At 71.1% G+C, this 13,007-nt stretch carries 14 protein-coding genes and 1 tRNA gene; 11 read left to right on the top strand and 4 right to left on the bottom strand.

Annotated elements, in window-relative coordinates; translation table 11 throughout:
* Window positions 1-317 precede the first annotated feature (317 nt).
* Window positions 318-390: transfer RNA gene (locus ACTMTJ_RS00655), tRNA-Arg, on the top strand.
* Here the strand turns inward: ACTMTJ_RS00655 and ACTMTJ_RS00660 are convergent.
* On the bottom strand, window positions 352-678 hold the full coding sequence (locus tag ACTMTJ_RS00660) for a UPF0158 family protein (protein WP_441214475.1): 327 nt from the start codon (window positions 676-678) through the stop codon (window positions 352-354). The genes ACTMTJ_RS00655 and ACTMTJ_RS00660 overlap by 39 nt on opposite strands.
* Window positions 679-831: 153 nt before the next feature.
* Window positions 832-2,241 (bottom strand): plasmid pRiA4b ORF-3 family protein, encoded by a 1,410-nt coding sequence (locus ACTMTJ_RS00665; RefSeq protein WP_441214015.1) that lies wholly within the window; start codon window positions 2,239-2,241, stop codon window positions 832-834.
* A gap of 153 nt (window positions 2,242-2,394) precedes the next feature.
* Between ACTMTJ_RS00665 and ACTMTJ_RS00670 the strand changes: the two genes are divergently transcribed.
* The gene (locus ACTMTJ_RS00670; protein ID WP_441214016.1) at window positions 2,395-2,841 is read left to right on the top strand and encodes a macro domain-containing protein; all 447 of its coding nucleotides are present in this window, start codon (window positions 2,395-2,397) and stop codon (window positions 2,839-2,841) included.
* A 16-nt stretch (window positions 2,842-2,857) separates the two neighbouring features.
* Here the strand turns inward: ACTMTJ_RS00670 and ACTMTJ_RS00675 are convergent, their stop codons facing one another.
* Window positions 2,858-3,556 (bottom strand): CTP synthase C-terminal region-related (seleno)protein, encoded by a 699-nt coding sequence (locus ACTMTJ_RS00675; protein WP_441214017.1) that lies wholly within the window; start codon window positions 3,554-3,556, stop codon window positions 2,858-2,860.
* Between the two features lie 75 nt (window positions 3,557-3,631).
* Between ACTMTJ_RS00675 and ACTMTJ_RS00680 the strand changes: the two genes are divergently transcribed.
* From ACTMTJ_RS00680 to ACTMTJ_RS00700, 5 genes are read left to right on the top strand one after another with little or no spacing between them, the layout of a single operon-like run.
* Window positions 3,632-4,732: a LysR family transcriptional regulator gene (locus ACTMTJ_RS00680; RefSeq protein WP_441214018.1), complete on the top strand. Its 1,101-nt coding sequence runs from the start codon at window positions 3,632-3,634 to the stop codon at window positions 4,730-4,732.
* Between the two features lie 43 nt (window positions 4,733-4,775).
* A complete protein-coding gene (locus ACTMTJ_RS00685) occupies window positions 4,776-5,321 on the top strand; it encodes a cysteine hydrolase family protein (RefSeq protein ID WP_441214019.1) in 546 nt (181 codons plus the stop codon).
* Window positions 5,318-6,229 (top strand): GlxA family transcriptional regulator, encoded by a 912-nt coding sequence (locus ACTMTJ_RS00690; protein WP_441214020.1) that lies wholly within the window; start codon window positions 5,318-5,320, stop codon window positions 6,227-6,229. Before ACTMTJ_RS00685 ends, ACTMTJ_RS00690 begins: the two co-directional genes overlap by 4 nt.
* A gap of 58 nt (window positions 6,230-6,287) precedes the next feature.
* Window positions 6,288-7,403 (top strand): sensor histidine kinase, encoded by a 1,116-nt coding sequence (locus ACTMTJ_RS00695; protein ID WP_441214021.1) that lies wholly within the window; start codon window positions 6,288-6,290, stop codon window positions 7,401-7,403.
* On the top strand, window positions 7,394-8,038 hold the full coding sequence (locus ACTMTJ_RS00700; protein ID WP_441214022.1) for a response regulator: 645 nt from the start codon (window positions 7,394-7,396) through the stop codon (window positions 8,036-8,038). The genes ACTMTJ_RS00695 and ACTMTJ_RS00700 overlap by 10 nt, the downstream gene beginning before the upstream one ends.
* Here ACTMTJ_RS00700 and ACTMTJ_RS00705 read toward each other — a convergent pair.
* Entirely contained in the window at window positions 8,019-8,651 is a 633-nt protein-coding gene (locus ACTMTJ_RS00705; protein ID WP_441214023.1) for a DedA family protein, read from the bottom strand. The two genes, ACTMTJ_RS00700 and ACTMTJ_RS00705, sit on opposite strands and share 20 nt — an antisense overlap.
* Before the next feature lie 83 nt (window positions 8,652-8,734).
* Between ACTMTJ_RS00705 and ACTMTJ_RS00710 the strand changes: the two genes are divergently transcribed.
* Genes ACTMTJ_RS00710 through ACTMTJ_RS00725 form a run of 4 tightly spaced genes read left to right on the top strand, consistent with a single transcriptional unit; the run spans window position 8,735 to window position 12,788 of the window.
* The gene (locus ACTMTJ_RS00710) at window positions 8,735-9,427 is read left to right on the top strand and encodes an ArsR/SmtB family transcription factor (protein WP_441214025.1); all 693 of its coding nucleotides are present in this window, start codon (window positions 8,735-8,737) and stop codon (window positions 9,425-9,427) included.
* Window positions 9,428-9,438: 11 nt separating this feature from the next.
* Window positions 9,439-9,693 carry a Smr/MutS family protein gene (locus ACTMTJ_RS00715; protein ID WP_441214026.1) on the top strand — a complete coding sequence of 85 codons (255 nt, stop codon included), beginning with the start codon at window positions 9,439-9,441 and terminating at the stop codon, window positions 9,691-9,693.
* A 41-nt stretch (window positions 9,694-9,734) separates the two neighbouring features.
* Complete coding sequence (locus ACTMTJ_RS00720) at window positions 9,735-10,475, top strand: ZIP family metal transporter (RefSeq protein ID WP_441214027.1); 741 nt, start codon at window positions 9,735-9,737, stop codon at window positions 10,473-10,475.
* Between the two features lie 57 nt (window positions 10,476-10,532).
* A complete protein-coding gene (locus ACTMTJ_RS00725) occupies window positions 10,533-12,788 on the top strand; it encodes a glycoside hydrolase family 9 protein (RefSeq protein WP_441214028.1) in 2,256 nt (751 codons plus the stop codon).
* Window positions 12,789-13,007: the final 219 nt, after the last annotated feature.

The raw sequence follows: 13,007 nt of genomic DNA on the forward strand, positions 1-13,007 counted from the left end.
TATGGGCGGGCGACCGGTGGCTTCGGCGAGGCCCGGCTGGAATCGGAACCGCCCGCCGTCATTGCCCAGCGGTTCATGCCAGAGCCATCCGCCGTCGAAAGAGCAGCGGGTTTCCATGTGTGCTCGGATGTGGCAGCAATGGAGATCGGCGCCGGCCGGCGGCCGTTGGTGACGATCAGCGACGTCCGGCACGAACCAAGATCATGCCGGGCTGTGCGATCGGTTCGTGCTCCGCCGGTCGACGTTGGGACGCTCGGCGGCCGTCGGCGCTCCCCGGCGCTCGTCAGCAACCGCTGGCAGGTAGCCTAGGGAGCCGCGCCCTCGTAGCTCAGGGGATAGAGCAACGGTTTCCTAAACCGTGTGTCGCAAGTTCGAATCTTGCCGGGGGCACACCCAGACGACTTCCCATAACTGGAGTTGGTTAGGGCAGCGGCGGCTCCGCGCGCTCGGCCAGGAAGCGCTCACCGTCCGCCTCGGCGACGAGCCGTTGTCGACCAGCCACGCTACGGCCCGGCGCTGGGCTCGGCTCTCCCGGTAGGCGTTCCACACCGCCACCAGATCCGGGTACTCCTCGTACAGCTCCTCCCTGAAGCGCCGGAACGCGCCACGTCCTCGGATGGCGCGCTCCAGCCTTCGCTGGGCCTGCTCGTTGCTGATCCCGTCGGCGAAGTCGGCCATGTCGGTGTACCAGACGCGTGACGGGGTTGACCATCGATGCCGGCGTCGGAGGTCCAGTACACGATCTCGCCGGTCTTCGCGTTGACCGGCCACCGGTGCGCCAGCGCTGCCGCGATCTGGTCGAGGTCGAGCCTGGCCAAGTCGAGCAAAATGTCACCGTAGTTTGGCGAGCGCCTTGTTTACCTCGTCGGGGTCGAAGGCGGCCGGGTCGAAGTGGGTGGCGTCGTCCCAGCCCATCCACTCCAGCCGGTCCTGGTGGTCGGGGTGCGCTGGGTTGGTAAGGATTTCCACTAGGTGTTCGTATCCCCAGACGCCGCCGCAGTCGTCGGGTGGCGCGGCGCGGCGGCCGCCGACGCAGCGGGGGTAGGTCTGTGTCGGGTCGGGGTCGAGCACCTCTTCCACCAGGATTTCGTGTGACCAGTTGTCACCGAAGTCGTAGGTGTACCGGAGCTTGTCTTTGGCTTGCGGGGCGACCTGCTCCAGGGTGACGGGCTTTTCGGCCCTGTGCCCTAGCTCGCGGTCCGCGGTGCCGAAGTCGCCGTACGGTGTCTCGAATACGTGTAGGTGACTGTCGTCCCAGCCGAATGCGACCTGGATGGTCCGGTGAAGTTTGGCCAGGCTGATGTCGGCGGGCACGAGGAGGCGTCGCCAGATCGGCGGCTTGGTGTCGCGCAGTCCGATCTTGATCTGGTAGATCGGTGCGGTGCCGTCCGACGTCTGGCGCTTGGCCGGCAGTTTGGTCGGCGTCCGTCCTCCTGCCGATTGGGCGGCTAGATAGGCCATGTCGGCCACCAGGCCGGCGTGCCTGCCGTCTTGGTGGTGTGGACGCGCGTCGGCCGGCTTGCGGGGCATTGGCAGGACGGCCAGCCTGGACCGCACCACTGTCGCGGAGACCGGGAACGGCGGCCCTGCCGCGTCCTCCTCGTCCTCGTCCTCGAACGGCGCGGTGTCGGCGGGACCTTCCTGTTCGTGTACGGCCCGTGCGGCCAGCGCGTCTTCGACGTACCAGCGGAACTCGGCCGGGTCGAGTGCCTCGGTCGTGACGACCTGGCTGTCCTCGCGCAGCTCCTCCAGCACCTCGGGCAGGTCGTCGGCGTCCACGAAGAAAATCTCAGCGGCGATGCCGCAGTCCAGGTGGTCGACGATCACGATGAACGCGTGCGCCTGGTCGGCCCGGCGGAACGTGGCGACTAGCACCGACATTGTGTTGGCGTGGCCGCGCATCCGCGTGCAGTCGGTGAGCTGAAGCGGCGCGGCCAGATTAGCGGCCCATGCCGGTTTCGGGATGCCTGTGGACGCCAGCCGGTCGGCCGCGGCCGCGGCGGCCTTGGTGATCTGGTCGTGCGTGCCGGATGCGAGCGCGCCGACCGAGAGCAGCAGCGCGAGCGCGCCAGGGCCTGGCTTGGCCTCGACCTGAGGGATGAGCTCGTCGACCAACAAGGGCACCAGGTCATCCTCGGATTCGGAAACCACGGTCAGCACCGTCGCGCCGGCCAGTTCCGCCTCGAGCGCGTCGTCGGTGTCGGTCATGGCGGCCACGCCGTCGAGCATTTCGCTGAGCATTTGCGAGAGGTCGACGTCTTCGCCTGAGCACACTGGGCAGTCGCACGCGTTCGTCACGGAGCACAGTTTGCTCCTGGCGCGCCGGTCCCGCGTGCCCGGGTCACCCTGGGGGAGGACGCATGAAGATCGATGGGGCCGGGCAGACTCTCCGGCATGACGTTCACCATGGTGACGGGCGACCTTTTCCAGCTCGGCCTGCCCGCGCTCGGGCACGGGTGTAACTGCACCGGTGCGATGGGGGCGGGCATCGCGGTCGAGTTTCGGCGGCGGTTTCCGCAGATGTACGAGGAGTACCGCGAGCTGTGCCAGAAGGGTGAGTTTCAGCTCGGCGACATCTTCGTCTGGGAGGCGCCCGACGTGGTGGTCTACAACCTGGCGACGCAGCCGATCCCGCGGCCCTCGGCCACCCTGGAAGCGATAGACACAAGCATCCGGGCGGCGCTCGCCGACGCCGCCGGCCGCGGGTTGCCGCGCCTTGGCGTGCCGCGGATCGGGGCCGGGCTGGGCGGCCTCAAGTGGGTGGACGTCGCCGAGGTGCTGGCTAACGCAGGAGAGGACAGCCCGGTCGAGCTTGTCGCGGTGTCACTTCCGACACCCTGAAAACCTGAAAACAGCCTCACTGCCGAACCCGTGAGCTCGCCGCCTCGGCGAAGGCGCGCACGATCGGGTGGGCGCGGGTGCCGTCGCCGGCCAGCTCGGGTTGAAACAGCGTCGCCAGGAAGAACGGGTGCTCGGGCAGCTCGGCCACCCGCACCTCGCCCTCCTCGTCGAAGCCGGTGAAGCGCATCCCGCCGGCGCGCAGCGCGTCCAGCCGGCCGGGGTCGAGGCCGTAAGCGCAGAAGTACCGTTCCACGGTCCGCGTCGTGCCGAGCACACGGCCGGCCAGTGAGTCGGGTTCCACGCGTACCGCCGCGTCGTGGCCGGCCAGCGAGCAGGCCAGTGGAACGATCAACAGGTCCTCCGACGCGGGGTTGTTTTCGCCGTGCTGGGCGGTGGCCATGCCGCACACGTCGCGTGCGTACTCCAGCAGCGCGTGCTGGAAGCCGCCGCAGGTGCCCAGAAACGGGATGTCCCGCTCGCGGGCGGTGCGCACGGCGGTGACCGCGCCGTCCTCGCTGCGGTACGGGCTGCCGGGCAGCAGCCACACCCCGTCGAAGCCTGCGATCGTCGGCTCGTCCACCTCGTCGGTGGAAAGCCAATACGCGTCGAGGTCGAGGTGGTCGCGGCCGTGCAGCGCCGCGAGCAGCGTGGGGATGCGGACATGCGAGCGGACGTGCGGCGAGCGGTCGCCGACAAGCGCGAGGCGGGTGGTCATGCCAGCATCCTTCATCGGGTACCGCGTTAAGCGCCAACGATGATTCGTGACCGGTCGATAAGCAACACTGATGGGGTGGATCCGCATCTGCTACGCACGTTCGTGGCGGTGGCGCAGCGGGCGTCGTTTTCGGCGGCGGCGCGGCACCTCGGCTACACGCAGTCGGCGGTGTCGCAGCACATCGCCACGCTGGAAGACGACCTCGGCGTGACGCTGCTGCATCGCCGTCCTGTCGCGCCGACCGAGGCGGGGGCGCGGCTGCTGGAGCACGCGATCCCGATCCTGCTGCACCTGGACGCGGCGCGGGCAGACGTGCGCCGTTCCGCGATGGAGCCGGCCGGGGTGCTGAGGGTGGGGGCTTGCGCGCTCGCGGGGTTCCATGTCGGGGTTGCCTTTGCGGAGGCGCGGCGGGTGCGGCCCGGTCTCGGCCTTGTGCTGTGCGTGGCCGGGCGGGACGCGGTGGTGGCGGGGGTCGCGGCGGGTGACCTCGACGTGGGCTTCGTCGACGGGGTGGCCGCGCCGACCGATCCGCTGCGGCTGGGCGACCTGGCCGGGCTGACCACGGTGGCGGCCGCGGAGGAGCCATGCGTGGTGCTGCTGCCTGCCGGCCATCCGCTCGCGGGGCGGGCCGGCCTGCGGCTCGACGACCTCGTCGACGCGCGGTGGATCGACGCGCCTGACGTGGGCGCGCCGCTGGCCGACCTGCGGGCGGCGGTGGGTAGCGACGGCATCCGGGGCACGGTCCGCTACGAGGGCTGCGACGTCCGGACGCTGGTCGCGCTCGTCGCCGCCGATCATGGGCTTGCGATCTTGCCAAAGCGGGCCGCGCCGCAGGCCACGCCCCCGCCCGAGGCGCGGCCCGCCTCCGGGGCGCAGGTCGCCTCCGGGACGCAGGTCGTCCCCGCGCGGCAGGCCGCGGCCCCCGCGCCGGAATCCGCGTCGGCGGCGCGGCCCGCCTCCGGGGCGCAGGCCGTCCCCGCGCAGCAGGCCGCCGCGCCGCAGCCGGCATCCGGAGAACAGGCCGCACTCGGTGGACAGCACGCTTCCACGGGGAGCGACGGCATCGTGGCCGTGCCGCTCACGAGCCCGCGGCTCGTCTACCGCACGGAGATCGTCCACGGGCACCTCACTCAGGCGGCCGCCGCCTTGACCGGATCGTTCCGCATCCGGGCATGATGGTGTCTTCTGGCGGGCCCTGCCGCCGGGTCAGGATCGGAGCATGCGGAGCGCACTCGTCGTCATCGACGTCCAGGAATCGTTTCGGCAGCGGCCCAACTGGCGGCACGCCAGCCGGCCCGATATCGCCGACCAGGTCGGTCGGCTTGTCGCGGCCGCGCGTGGCCGGGGCGAGCTGGTGGTCTGGGTGCTGCACGCCGAGCCGGACACCGGTGACGTGTTCGACCCGGCGTTGGGCTTCGTGCGGCTGATGGACGGGCTCAAGCCCGAGCCCGGCGAGCCGACGCTGACCAAGACGTCGCACAACGCGTTCACCACGACCAACCTCCAGCAGCTGCTCACTTCCCGCGGGGTCGGCGCGGTGACCATCTGCGGCATCCGCACCGAGCAGTGCTGCGAGACCACCGCGCGGGTGGCGTCCGACTTCGGGTACGAGGTGACGTTCGCGATCGACGCGACCGCGACCACCCCGATCGAGCACCCGTCCGGGCGCACGCTGGGTGTCGAGGAGATCCTGGAACGCACCGAGTACGTGCTCGCCGGCCGCTTCGCCACGGTCAAGACGGTGGACGAACTGACCAGATCGTGACCCGCGTCGTCTTCCTGCTCGTCCCGGACGTGCACCTGCTCGACCTGGCCGGCCCGGCGCAGGTCTTCCACACCGCGGCCGGCGTCGGGTACGACTACCGCCTCACCTACGTGGCCGAGCGGGAAGAGGTGCCGACCGCGCAGGGCGTGCCGCTGCGGGCGAGCGTGCAGTGGCCCGAGCTGGGCCCGGACGACCTGATCGTGGTGCCGGGGTGGCGGGCGATGGCGCTGGAGGGCACCGGGCGGCTGGCGGCCGCGACGCTCGAACGCCTTGTCGCGCATCACCGCGCGGGTGGCACGGTGGCGAGCGTGTGCGCGGGCGCCGACGCGTTGGGGCGGGTGGGGCTGCTGGACGGCCGGCGCTGCACCACCCACCACCAGCTCCAGGACGAGCTGGCCCGCCGGTACCCGCGGGCGGCCGTGGTGCGCGACGTGCTGTACGTGGTCGACGACCGGGTGGTCACCTCGGCCGGTATCGCCAGCGGCATCGACCTGGCCCTGCACCTGATCGCGGTGCGGCACGGGCCGGGTGTCGCGGCGCGGGTGGCCCGCGAGATGGTCGTGTACGCCCGACGCAACGGCGACGAGCAGCAGTCCAGCGCGATGCTGCGGCACCGGGCGCATGTGAGCGAGGTGGCGCACCGGGTGCAGGACCTGATCGACGCCCGGTTCGCCGACCGGCTGTCGCTGGCCGACCTGGCCGCCGCGTCGGGGGTCAGCGAGCGCACGCTGACCCGCGTCTTCGGGCGGGCGACCGGCACGACGCCGCTGCGCTACCAGCAGCTGCTGCGGGTGGAGCGGGCCGAGCACCTGATCGGTCACGGCTCGACGGTGGAGTCGGCGGCGCGGGCGGTGGGCTTCCAGGACGCCCGCATGCTGCGCCGGCTCCGCGGCAGGGAAACCCGATGACGGGGCAGGAAAACCCCACGACCCGCCCTGTGGAAAACCGCAACGCTAGCCTCGCCTTGTGGTGGCGACGTGGTTTCGGGTGGGCATCGGGGTGCTGCTCGGCGCCGTCACCGGCCTCGTCGAGCTCGTCTACCTGATCTGGGCCGGCATCATCCTGATCCCGGCGTGGCCGCAGCCGCGTACCCGGCGGGCGGCCGTGCAGCGGATCCAGGCCGGCGCCCGCAACCTGGCCGAGGTGGAGCGGTGGCGGCTGGCCGCGTTCCTGCGCGCGGAGAACGCCAGCGACTACACCGGCGGCCGCGCCGTGGAGTACCTGGTGCTGCGGTGGGCGGTGGGTCTGCTCGGCGGTGTGATCCTGCTGCTTTTCCTCTACGGCGTGGCGGTGGGCGTTTTCTGGACCCGCGACCTGCTCGTCGGCCGCAGCACCGCGCTCCTGGCGATGGCGCAGGTCGGGCTGGGCGTCATCGGGCTCTTTTTGAGCGTGCAGGGTTTCGCCGGCATCGCGGCGATCGAGCGGCGGCTGGCCCGGCGCTTTCTCGGGCCGAGCACCCGCGAGGTGCTGGAGCGGCGGATCACCGAGCTTTCCACCAGCCGCGCCGGTGTCGTCGCGGCCGTCGACGCCGAGCGCCGGCGCATTGAACGCGACCTGCACGACGGGGTACAGCAGCGGCTCGTCGCGCTCGGCATGCTGCTCGGGCGGGCCCGCCGCGCGCCGGACAACAGCCTGCTGATCGCCCAGGCGCACGAGGAGACCCAGCACATCCTCGACGAGCTGCGCGACGTGGCCTGGCGCGCGTACCCGGCGGCGCTGGACAACCTCGGCCTGCACGAGGCGCTGCTGCGGGTGGCCGAGCGGGCCGGCATCGCGGTGCGGCTGCGCTACGAGCTGGCCGAGCGCCCACCGACCGCGGTCGAGACCGCCGCGTACTTCGTGGTCTCCGAAGCCGTCACCAACGCCGCCAAGCACGCACACGCCCAGGAGGTCACCGTGGACATCGCGCAGGCCGGCACGCTGACCATCCGGGTCCGCGACGACGGCGTCGGCGGCGCCGACCCCGGCGGGAGCGGCCTTTCCGGCCTGGCGCGGCGGGTGGCGGCGCTGGATGGGAAGTTCACTGTGGACAGCCCGGCCGGCGGGCCGACGGTGATCGTGGCGGAGCTGCCATGCGCGTGACGCTCGCCGAAGACTCCACGCTGCTGCGCGAGGGCCTTGTGCGGCTGCTGGCCGAGGAGGGGCACGAGGTGGTGGCCGCGGTCGGCGACGGTGACGCGCTGCTGGCCGCCGTGGCCGCCGAGCAGCCGGACGTGGTGGTGGTCGACGTGCGCATGCCACCCACCCACACCGACGAGGGCCTGCGCGCCGCGCTCCAGATCCGCGAGCGGTGGCCAGGGGTGGGCGTGCTGGTGCTGTCCCAGTACGTGGAGAAGCGGTACGCCGTCGACCTGCTCACCGGCCAGCCGGAGGGGGTCGGGTACCTGCTCAAGGACCGGGTGGCCCAGGTGGGGGAGTTCCTGGACGCGCTGGTGCGGGTGGCCGGCGGGGGCGCCGCGTTCGACCCGGAGGTGGTGCGGCAGCTGCTGGCCCGCACCACGCACACCGACCCGATCAGCCGCCTCACCGAGCGCGAACGCACCGTGCTGGACCACATGGCGCAGGGCCACACCAACGCCACGATCGCCGAGCAGCTGCACGTGTCGCAGAGCGCGGTCGAGAAGCACGTCAACGCGATCTTCGACAAGCTGGACCTGTCGCACGTCACCGGATACAGCCGGCGGGTGCTGGCGGTACTCAGGTATCTCGGCTCTTGATCTTGCGCAGGCGGGCGGTGACGAACCAGCCCACCGCGACCACGACGGCGCCGATCACCACCCACTGGAGCCAGCCGGCGTAGCCCTCGACCACCCGCCAGTTTTCGCCGAGCATGTAGCCGGCGACGATGAAGGCGGTGTTCCAGATCAGGCTGCCCAGCGTGGTGAGCAGCGCAAACGAGAGCAGCGGCATCCGTTCGATGCCGGCCGGGATGGAGATGAAACTCCGGAAGACCGGGAGCATCCGCCCGAAGAACACCGCCTTGGCGCCATGCCGGGCAAACCACTCCTCGCTGCGGTCGACGTCCGAAACCTCCACCAGCGGCACGCGCGCGGCGATCGCCCGCATCCGGTCGCGGCCGAGCCACGCGCCCAGCCCGTAGAGCACCAGCGCGCCGGTGAGCGAACCGATCGTGGTCCACACGACCGCCGCCACGAGACTGATCTCACCCTGGCTGGCGGTGAAGCCGGCCAGCGGCAGGATCAGCTCGCTGGGCAGGGGCGGGAAGAGGTTTTCCAGCGCCACGGCCAGGCCGGCGCCGGGAGCACCCAGCGCCTCCATCAGCCCGATCGCCCAGCCGGCGAGGCCACCGGGTTCACTTTGCTCGATCATCGTCTTGCAGTTATTACCCATGCCGGCCGTTTCATGCCTTGTTTCGGCGGGCGCCGAAGTATGCCGCGCGCATGATGGGTGGCATGACGCCACCCCTGGCCCGGTTCGCGGGGCTGCTCGCGGACGGCACGCGGGCCACGTTCTGCATGGCCCTGCTCGACGGCCGGGCCTGGACCGCGGGCGAGCTGGCCCGCTACGCGGGCGTCGCCGCGTCGACCGCCAGCGAACACCTCACCCTCCTGGTCGCCGGCGGCCTGCTGGCCGAGGAACACCAGGGCCGCCACCGCTACGTGCGGCTGGCCACGCCGCGGGTGGCCGAGCTGATCGAGGAGATGTCGGTGTACGCGGACGCCGGCTCGCCCGCGCCACCGACGTCCCTGCGCGGCGCGGTCGCCAGCGCGGCGATGGCCAGGGCCCGCACCTGCTACGACCACCTGGCCGGCCGCCTGGGCGTGCGGGTCACGGAGGCGATGGCCGCGCGGGGCCTGCTGGGCACCGCGGACGGCTTCGTGCTGACCGCGCGGGGTCGCGGATGGCTGGAGTCCGAGGTCGGCGCCACCCTCGGCGGGAGCCGGCGGCCGGTGGTGCGGGCCTGCCTGGACTGGACCGAACGCCGCCCCCACCTGGCCGGCGCCGCCGGCGCGGCGCTGTGCCGGCGGCTGCACGAACGCGGCTGGGTGGTGCGGATCGGCAGCCAGCGGGCGGTGCGGGTGACGCCGGCGGGCGAGGTCGGCCTGCGTGAACTGCTCGGCCTGTCCCCGGCCGACCTCGCCTAATATCGGACGCGATGAAGCTGAAGCTGGACCTGCACGACATCTTCAACCGCGGCCACGACATCGACCGCGCGTTGCGCGGCATCATCGACGAGGCCGTGGCGAAGAAGGCCACGCTCGTGGAGATCATCCCGGGCAAGGGCTCCGGCCAGCTCAAGAAACGCGTGCTGCGCTTCCTGGACCAGAAAGAGATCAAGCAGCTGTACCACCGGGTGGAGAAGGACTCCAAGAACTTCGGCCGCCTGTTCATCCACTTCCGCTGGAAGTAGGGCCGCCGCTTACGGCTGCCTGCGGCGGGCATCAACCCGCGATGGTCGGAGCGTTTGTCTGGGGGCTGCTGGCCGGTAGTTCCCTCGTGCTGGGCGCGGCGATCGTGTCGCTGTTGCGGCCGCAACGCCGCACGGTCGGGCTGGTCATGGGTTTCGGCGCCGGCGTCCTGCTCAGCGCCGTCTCCTTCGAGCTGGTCGACGAGGCGGTGCAGGTAGCCGGCGGTGAGGGCGGCGTGGCGCTGGGGTTCTTCACCGGCGCGGCGGTGTTCCTCGGCGGCGATCTCATGATCAGCCGGCTGGGCCACCGTGACCGTGGACGCGGTGGCGCCGCACCCACGGGCGCCCTGGGCATCGTGCTGGGCATCGTGCTCGACGGCGTGCCCGAGTCGGCGGTGATCGGCCTGACGCTGCTCCAGGCCGGCACGGTCGGCGTGTCGATACTCGTGGCCGTCTTCATCTCCAACGTCCCCGAATCCGTCGCGGCCACCAGCGGGCTGCGCCAGCAGGGCTGGCCCTGGTCGCGGCTCTACCTGATGTGGTCGGCCACCGCGCTGGTCTGCGCGCTGGCGTCCGCGGCCGGCTACACGATGCTGGACGGCGCCTCGCCACGGCAGCTGGCCTTCACGTTCGCGTTCGCCGGCGGGGCGGTCCTGGCCATGCTCTCCACCACGATGATCCCCGAGGCGTACGAGTCGGCCGGCCGCCTGGCCGGGCTGACCACGACCCTCGGCTTCGGCGCTGCCTATGCCACCACGTGGCTTTCCGAGTCATCGGTCCATTGACACGTCTGAAACACGTTGACAACATGGAGCGATGGTTGGGAGCGCTCCCATCTACCGATGCCCCACCCATCGGGAAGGATCAATGTGACCAGACCCATTGGACGGCTCGCCATAGTCGCCGCGGGCGTCCTGCTCGCCACCGGCCTGACCGCCTCCTCCGCCCAGGCAGAGGGGCCCGAGCAGATCGTCAACGGCACCTTCGACAACGGGCACGCCCCCTGGTGGGGGACTGCCAACATCACCCTAGACTCCAGTAGCGGCCAGCTCTGCGCCGACGTCCCCGGCGGCACCACCCAGCCGTGGGACGTGATCATCGGGCAGGACAACGTGCCCCTGGTCAGCGGGGAGACCTACGCGTACACCTTCTTCGCCACCGCCACCCCGGCCAAGGTCGGCAAGGCGCTCATCCAGCTCCCGGTGGACCCGTGGACACAGTTTCTGAGCGCCAATCCGGAGCTGAGCGTCTCCGGTAACCAGTACACCTACACGTTCACCTCGCCGGTCGACCTGCCCAACGCGCAGGTCGCGTTCCAGATCGGCGGCAGCACCGACCCGTGGCGCTTCTGCGTCGACAACATCTCGCTGACCGGCGGCGCGGTGCAGGAGCCGTACGAGCCGGACACCGGGCCGCGCGTGCGCGTCAACCAGGTCGGCTACCTGCCCAACGGCCCCAAGAACGCCACGCTCGTCACCGAGGCGACCGCGGCCCTGCCGTGGCAGCTGAAGAACGCGGCCGGCAAGGTCGTCGCCGGCGGACGCACCACCCCGCGCGGCGTGGACGCCTCCTCGGGGCAGAACGTGCACAGCCTCGACTTCAGCCGCTACACCAAGGCCGGCACCGGCTACACGATCGTGGCGGACGGGGAAACCAGCCACCCGTTCGACATCGGTGAAGGCTTCTGGGAGAAGCTGCGCACCGACGCGCTGAAGTTCTACTACACCCAGCGCAGCGGCATCGAGATCCTGGACAGCCTGCGCCCCGGCTACGGCCGCCCGGCCGGCCACGTGGGCGTCGCACCCAACCAGGGCGACACCAACGTGCCCTGCCAGCCCGGCGTCTGCGACTACACCCTCGACGTCTCCGGCGGCTGGTACGACGCCGGCGACCACGGCAAGTACGTGGTCAATGGCGGCATCTCGGTGTGGCAGCTGCTGAGCGAGTACGAGCGGTCGCGCGAGCCGTGGAAGCTGCGCGACGGCACGCTGAACATCCCGGAGAGCAGCAACCGGGTGCCGGACATCCTCGACGAGGCGCGCTGGGAGCAGGAGTTCCTGCTGAGCATGCAGGTGCCGGCCGGAAAGCCGCTCGCCGGCATGGCCCACCACAAGATCCACGACCAGACCTGGACCGGGCTGCCGCTGATGCCTCACCTCGACGACCGGCTGCGCGAGCTGCACCCGCCGTCGACCGCGGCGACGCTCAACCTGGCGGCCACCGCGGCGCAGACCGCACGCGTGTTCTGGCGGTACGACAAGGCGTTCGCCCTGCGCAACCTCGCCGCGGCGAAGAGCGCGTGGGCCGCGGCCAAGGCGCACCCGGACATCATCGCCGACCCGGCCGACGGCAACGGCGGTGGCACGTACAGCGACCCGGACGTGAGCGACGAGTTCTACTGGGCCGCGGCCGAGCTGTACATCACCACGGGCGCGCGCGAGTTCAAGGACTTCGTGCTCGCCTCGCCGCACCACACCGCCGACATCTGGCGCGAGCGCGGCTTCGACTGGGGCAACACCGCCCAGCTCGGCCGCATCGACCTCGCCACCCGCCCCAACCACCTGCCCAACCTGCACCGCGTGCGGGCCTCGGTGGTGCAGGGCGCCGACAAGTACCTGGCGACCCAGAAGGCACACCCGTACGGCATCGCGTACGCGCCCAGCGACAACGTGTACGACTGGGGCTCCAACAACCTCATCATCAACAACCTGGTCGTGGTCGCCGCCGCGTACGACCTGACCGGCCGGGATCGCTACCTCGACGGCGTGGTGCAGGGGATGGACTACATCTTCGGCCGCAACGCGCTCAACCAGTCCTATGTGACCGGTTACGGCGAGGTCGCCTCGAAGAACCAGCACAGCCGCTGGTACGCCCGCCAGCTCAACCCCGACCTGCCCAACCCACCGGTCGGCACGCTCTCCGGCGGGCCGAACTCCTCGATCCAGGACCCGGTCGCGCAGCAGAAGCTGCAAGGCTGCGTCGCGCAGTTCTGCTACCTCGACGACATCGAGTCGTGGTCGACCAACGAGCTGACCATCAACTGGAACGCCCCGTTGGCCTGGATCTCGGCGTTCATCGCCGACCAGGGCAAGGGATAAAGCCAGGGCGGGGAGCGGCGCCAGCCGCTCCCCGCCTGTGGCGCGACTGGAACACCAGTGCTGTTATAGCGGCGGTTTAACAGCACTGGTGTTCCAGCCGTCGCCGCACACGCGCACAAAGATTTGAGCTACCGCGACGTCCGTCGTGGTCCAGACCGCTGCTCCCGCGGCCTCACCCGTCCGCCGTTGGTCGCGCTCACCCCAAGAAAACGCCGCGAC

Source organism: Phytohabitans sp. LJ34 (genome assembly GCF_052068095.1).
GTDB lineage: Bacteria > Actinomycetota > Actinomycetes > Mycobacteriales > Micromonosporaceae > Phytohabitans.

Coding starts and splice junctions, on each gene's coding strand:
- ACTMTJ_RS00725 (WP_441214028.1), top strand. CDS start 10,533: ATGCCCCACCCATCGGGAAGGATCAATGTGACCAGACCCATTGGACGG.
- ACTMTJ_RS00685 (WP_441214019.1), top strand. CDS start 4,776: ATGCGGAGCGCACTCGTCGTCATCGACGTCCAGGAATCGTTTCGGCAG.
- ACTMTJ_RS00670 (WP_441214016.1), top strand. CDS start 2,395: ATGACGTTCACCATGGTGACGGGCGACCTTTTCCAGCTCGGCCTGCCC.
- ACTMTJ_RS00665 (WP_441214015.1), bottom strand. CDS start 2,241: ATGCTCAGCGAAATGCTCGACGGCGTGGCCGCCATGACCGACACCGAC.
- ACTMTJ_RS00710 (WP_441214025.1), top strand. CDS start 8,735: ATGACGCCACCCCTGGCCCGGTTCGCGGGGCTGCTCGCGGACGGCACG.
- ACTMTJ_RS00720 (WP_441214027.1), top strand. CDS start 9,735: ATGGTCGGAGCGTTTGTCTGGGGGCTGCTGGCCGGTAGTTCCCTCGTG.
- ACTMTJ_RS00660 (WP_441214475.1), bottom strand. CDS start 678: ATGGCCGACTTCGCCGACGGGATCAGCAACGAGCAGGCCCAGCGAAGG.
- ACTMTJ_RS00715 (WP_441214026.1), top strand. CDS start 9,439: ATGAAGCTGAAGCTGGACCTGCACGACATCTTCAACCGCGGCCACGAC.
- ACTMTJ_RS00700 (WP_441214022.1), top strand. CDS start 7,394: ATGCGCGTGACGCTCGCCGAAGACTCCACGCTGCTGCGCGAGGGCCTT.
- ACTMTJ_RS00705 (WP_441214023.1), bottom strand. CDS start 8,651: ATGATCGAGCAAAGTGAACCCGGTGGCCTCGCCGGCTGGGCGATCGGG.
- ACTMTJ_RS00675 (WP_441214017.1), bottom strand. CDS start 3,556: ATGACCACCCGCCTCGCGCTTGTCGGCGACCGCTCGCCGCACGTCCGC.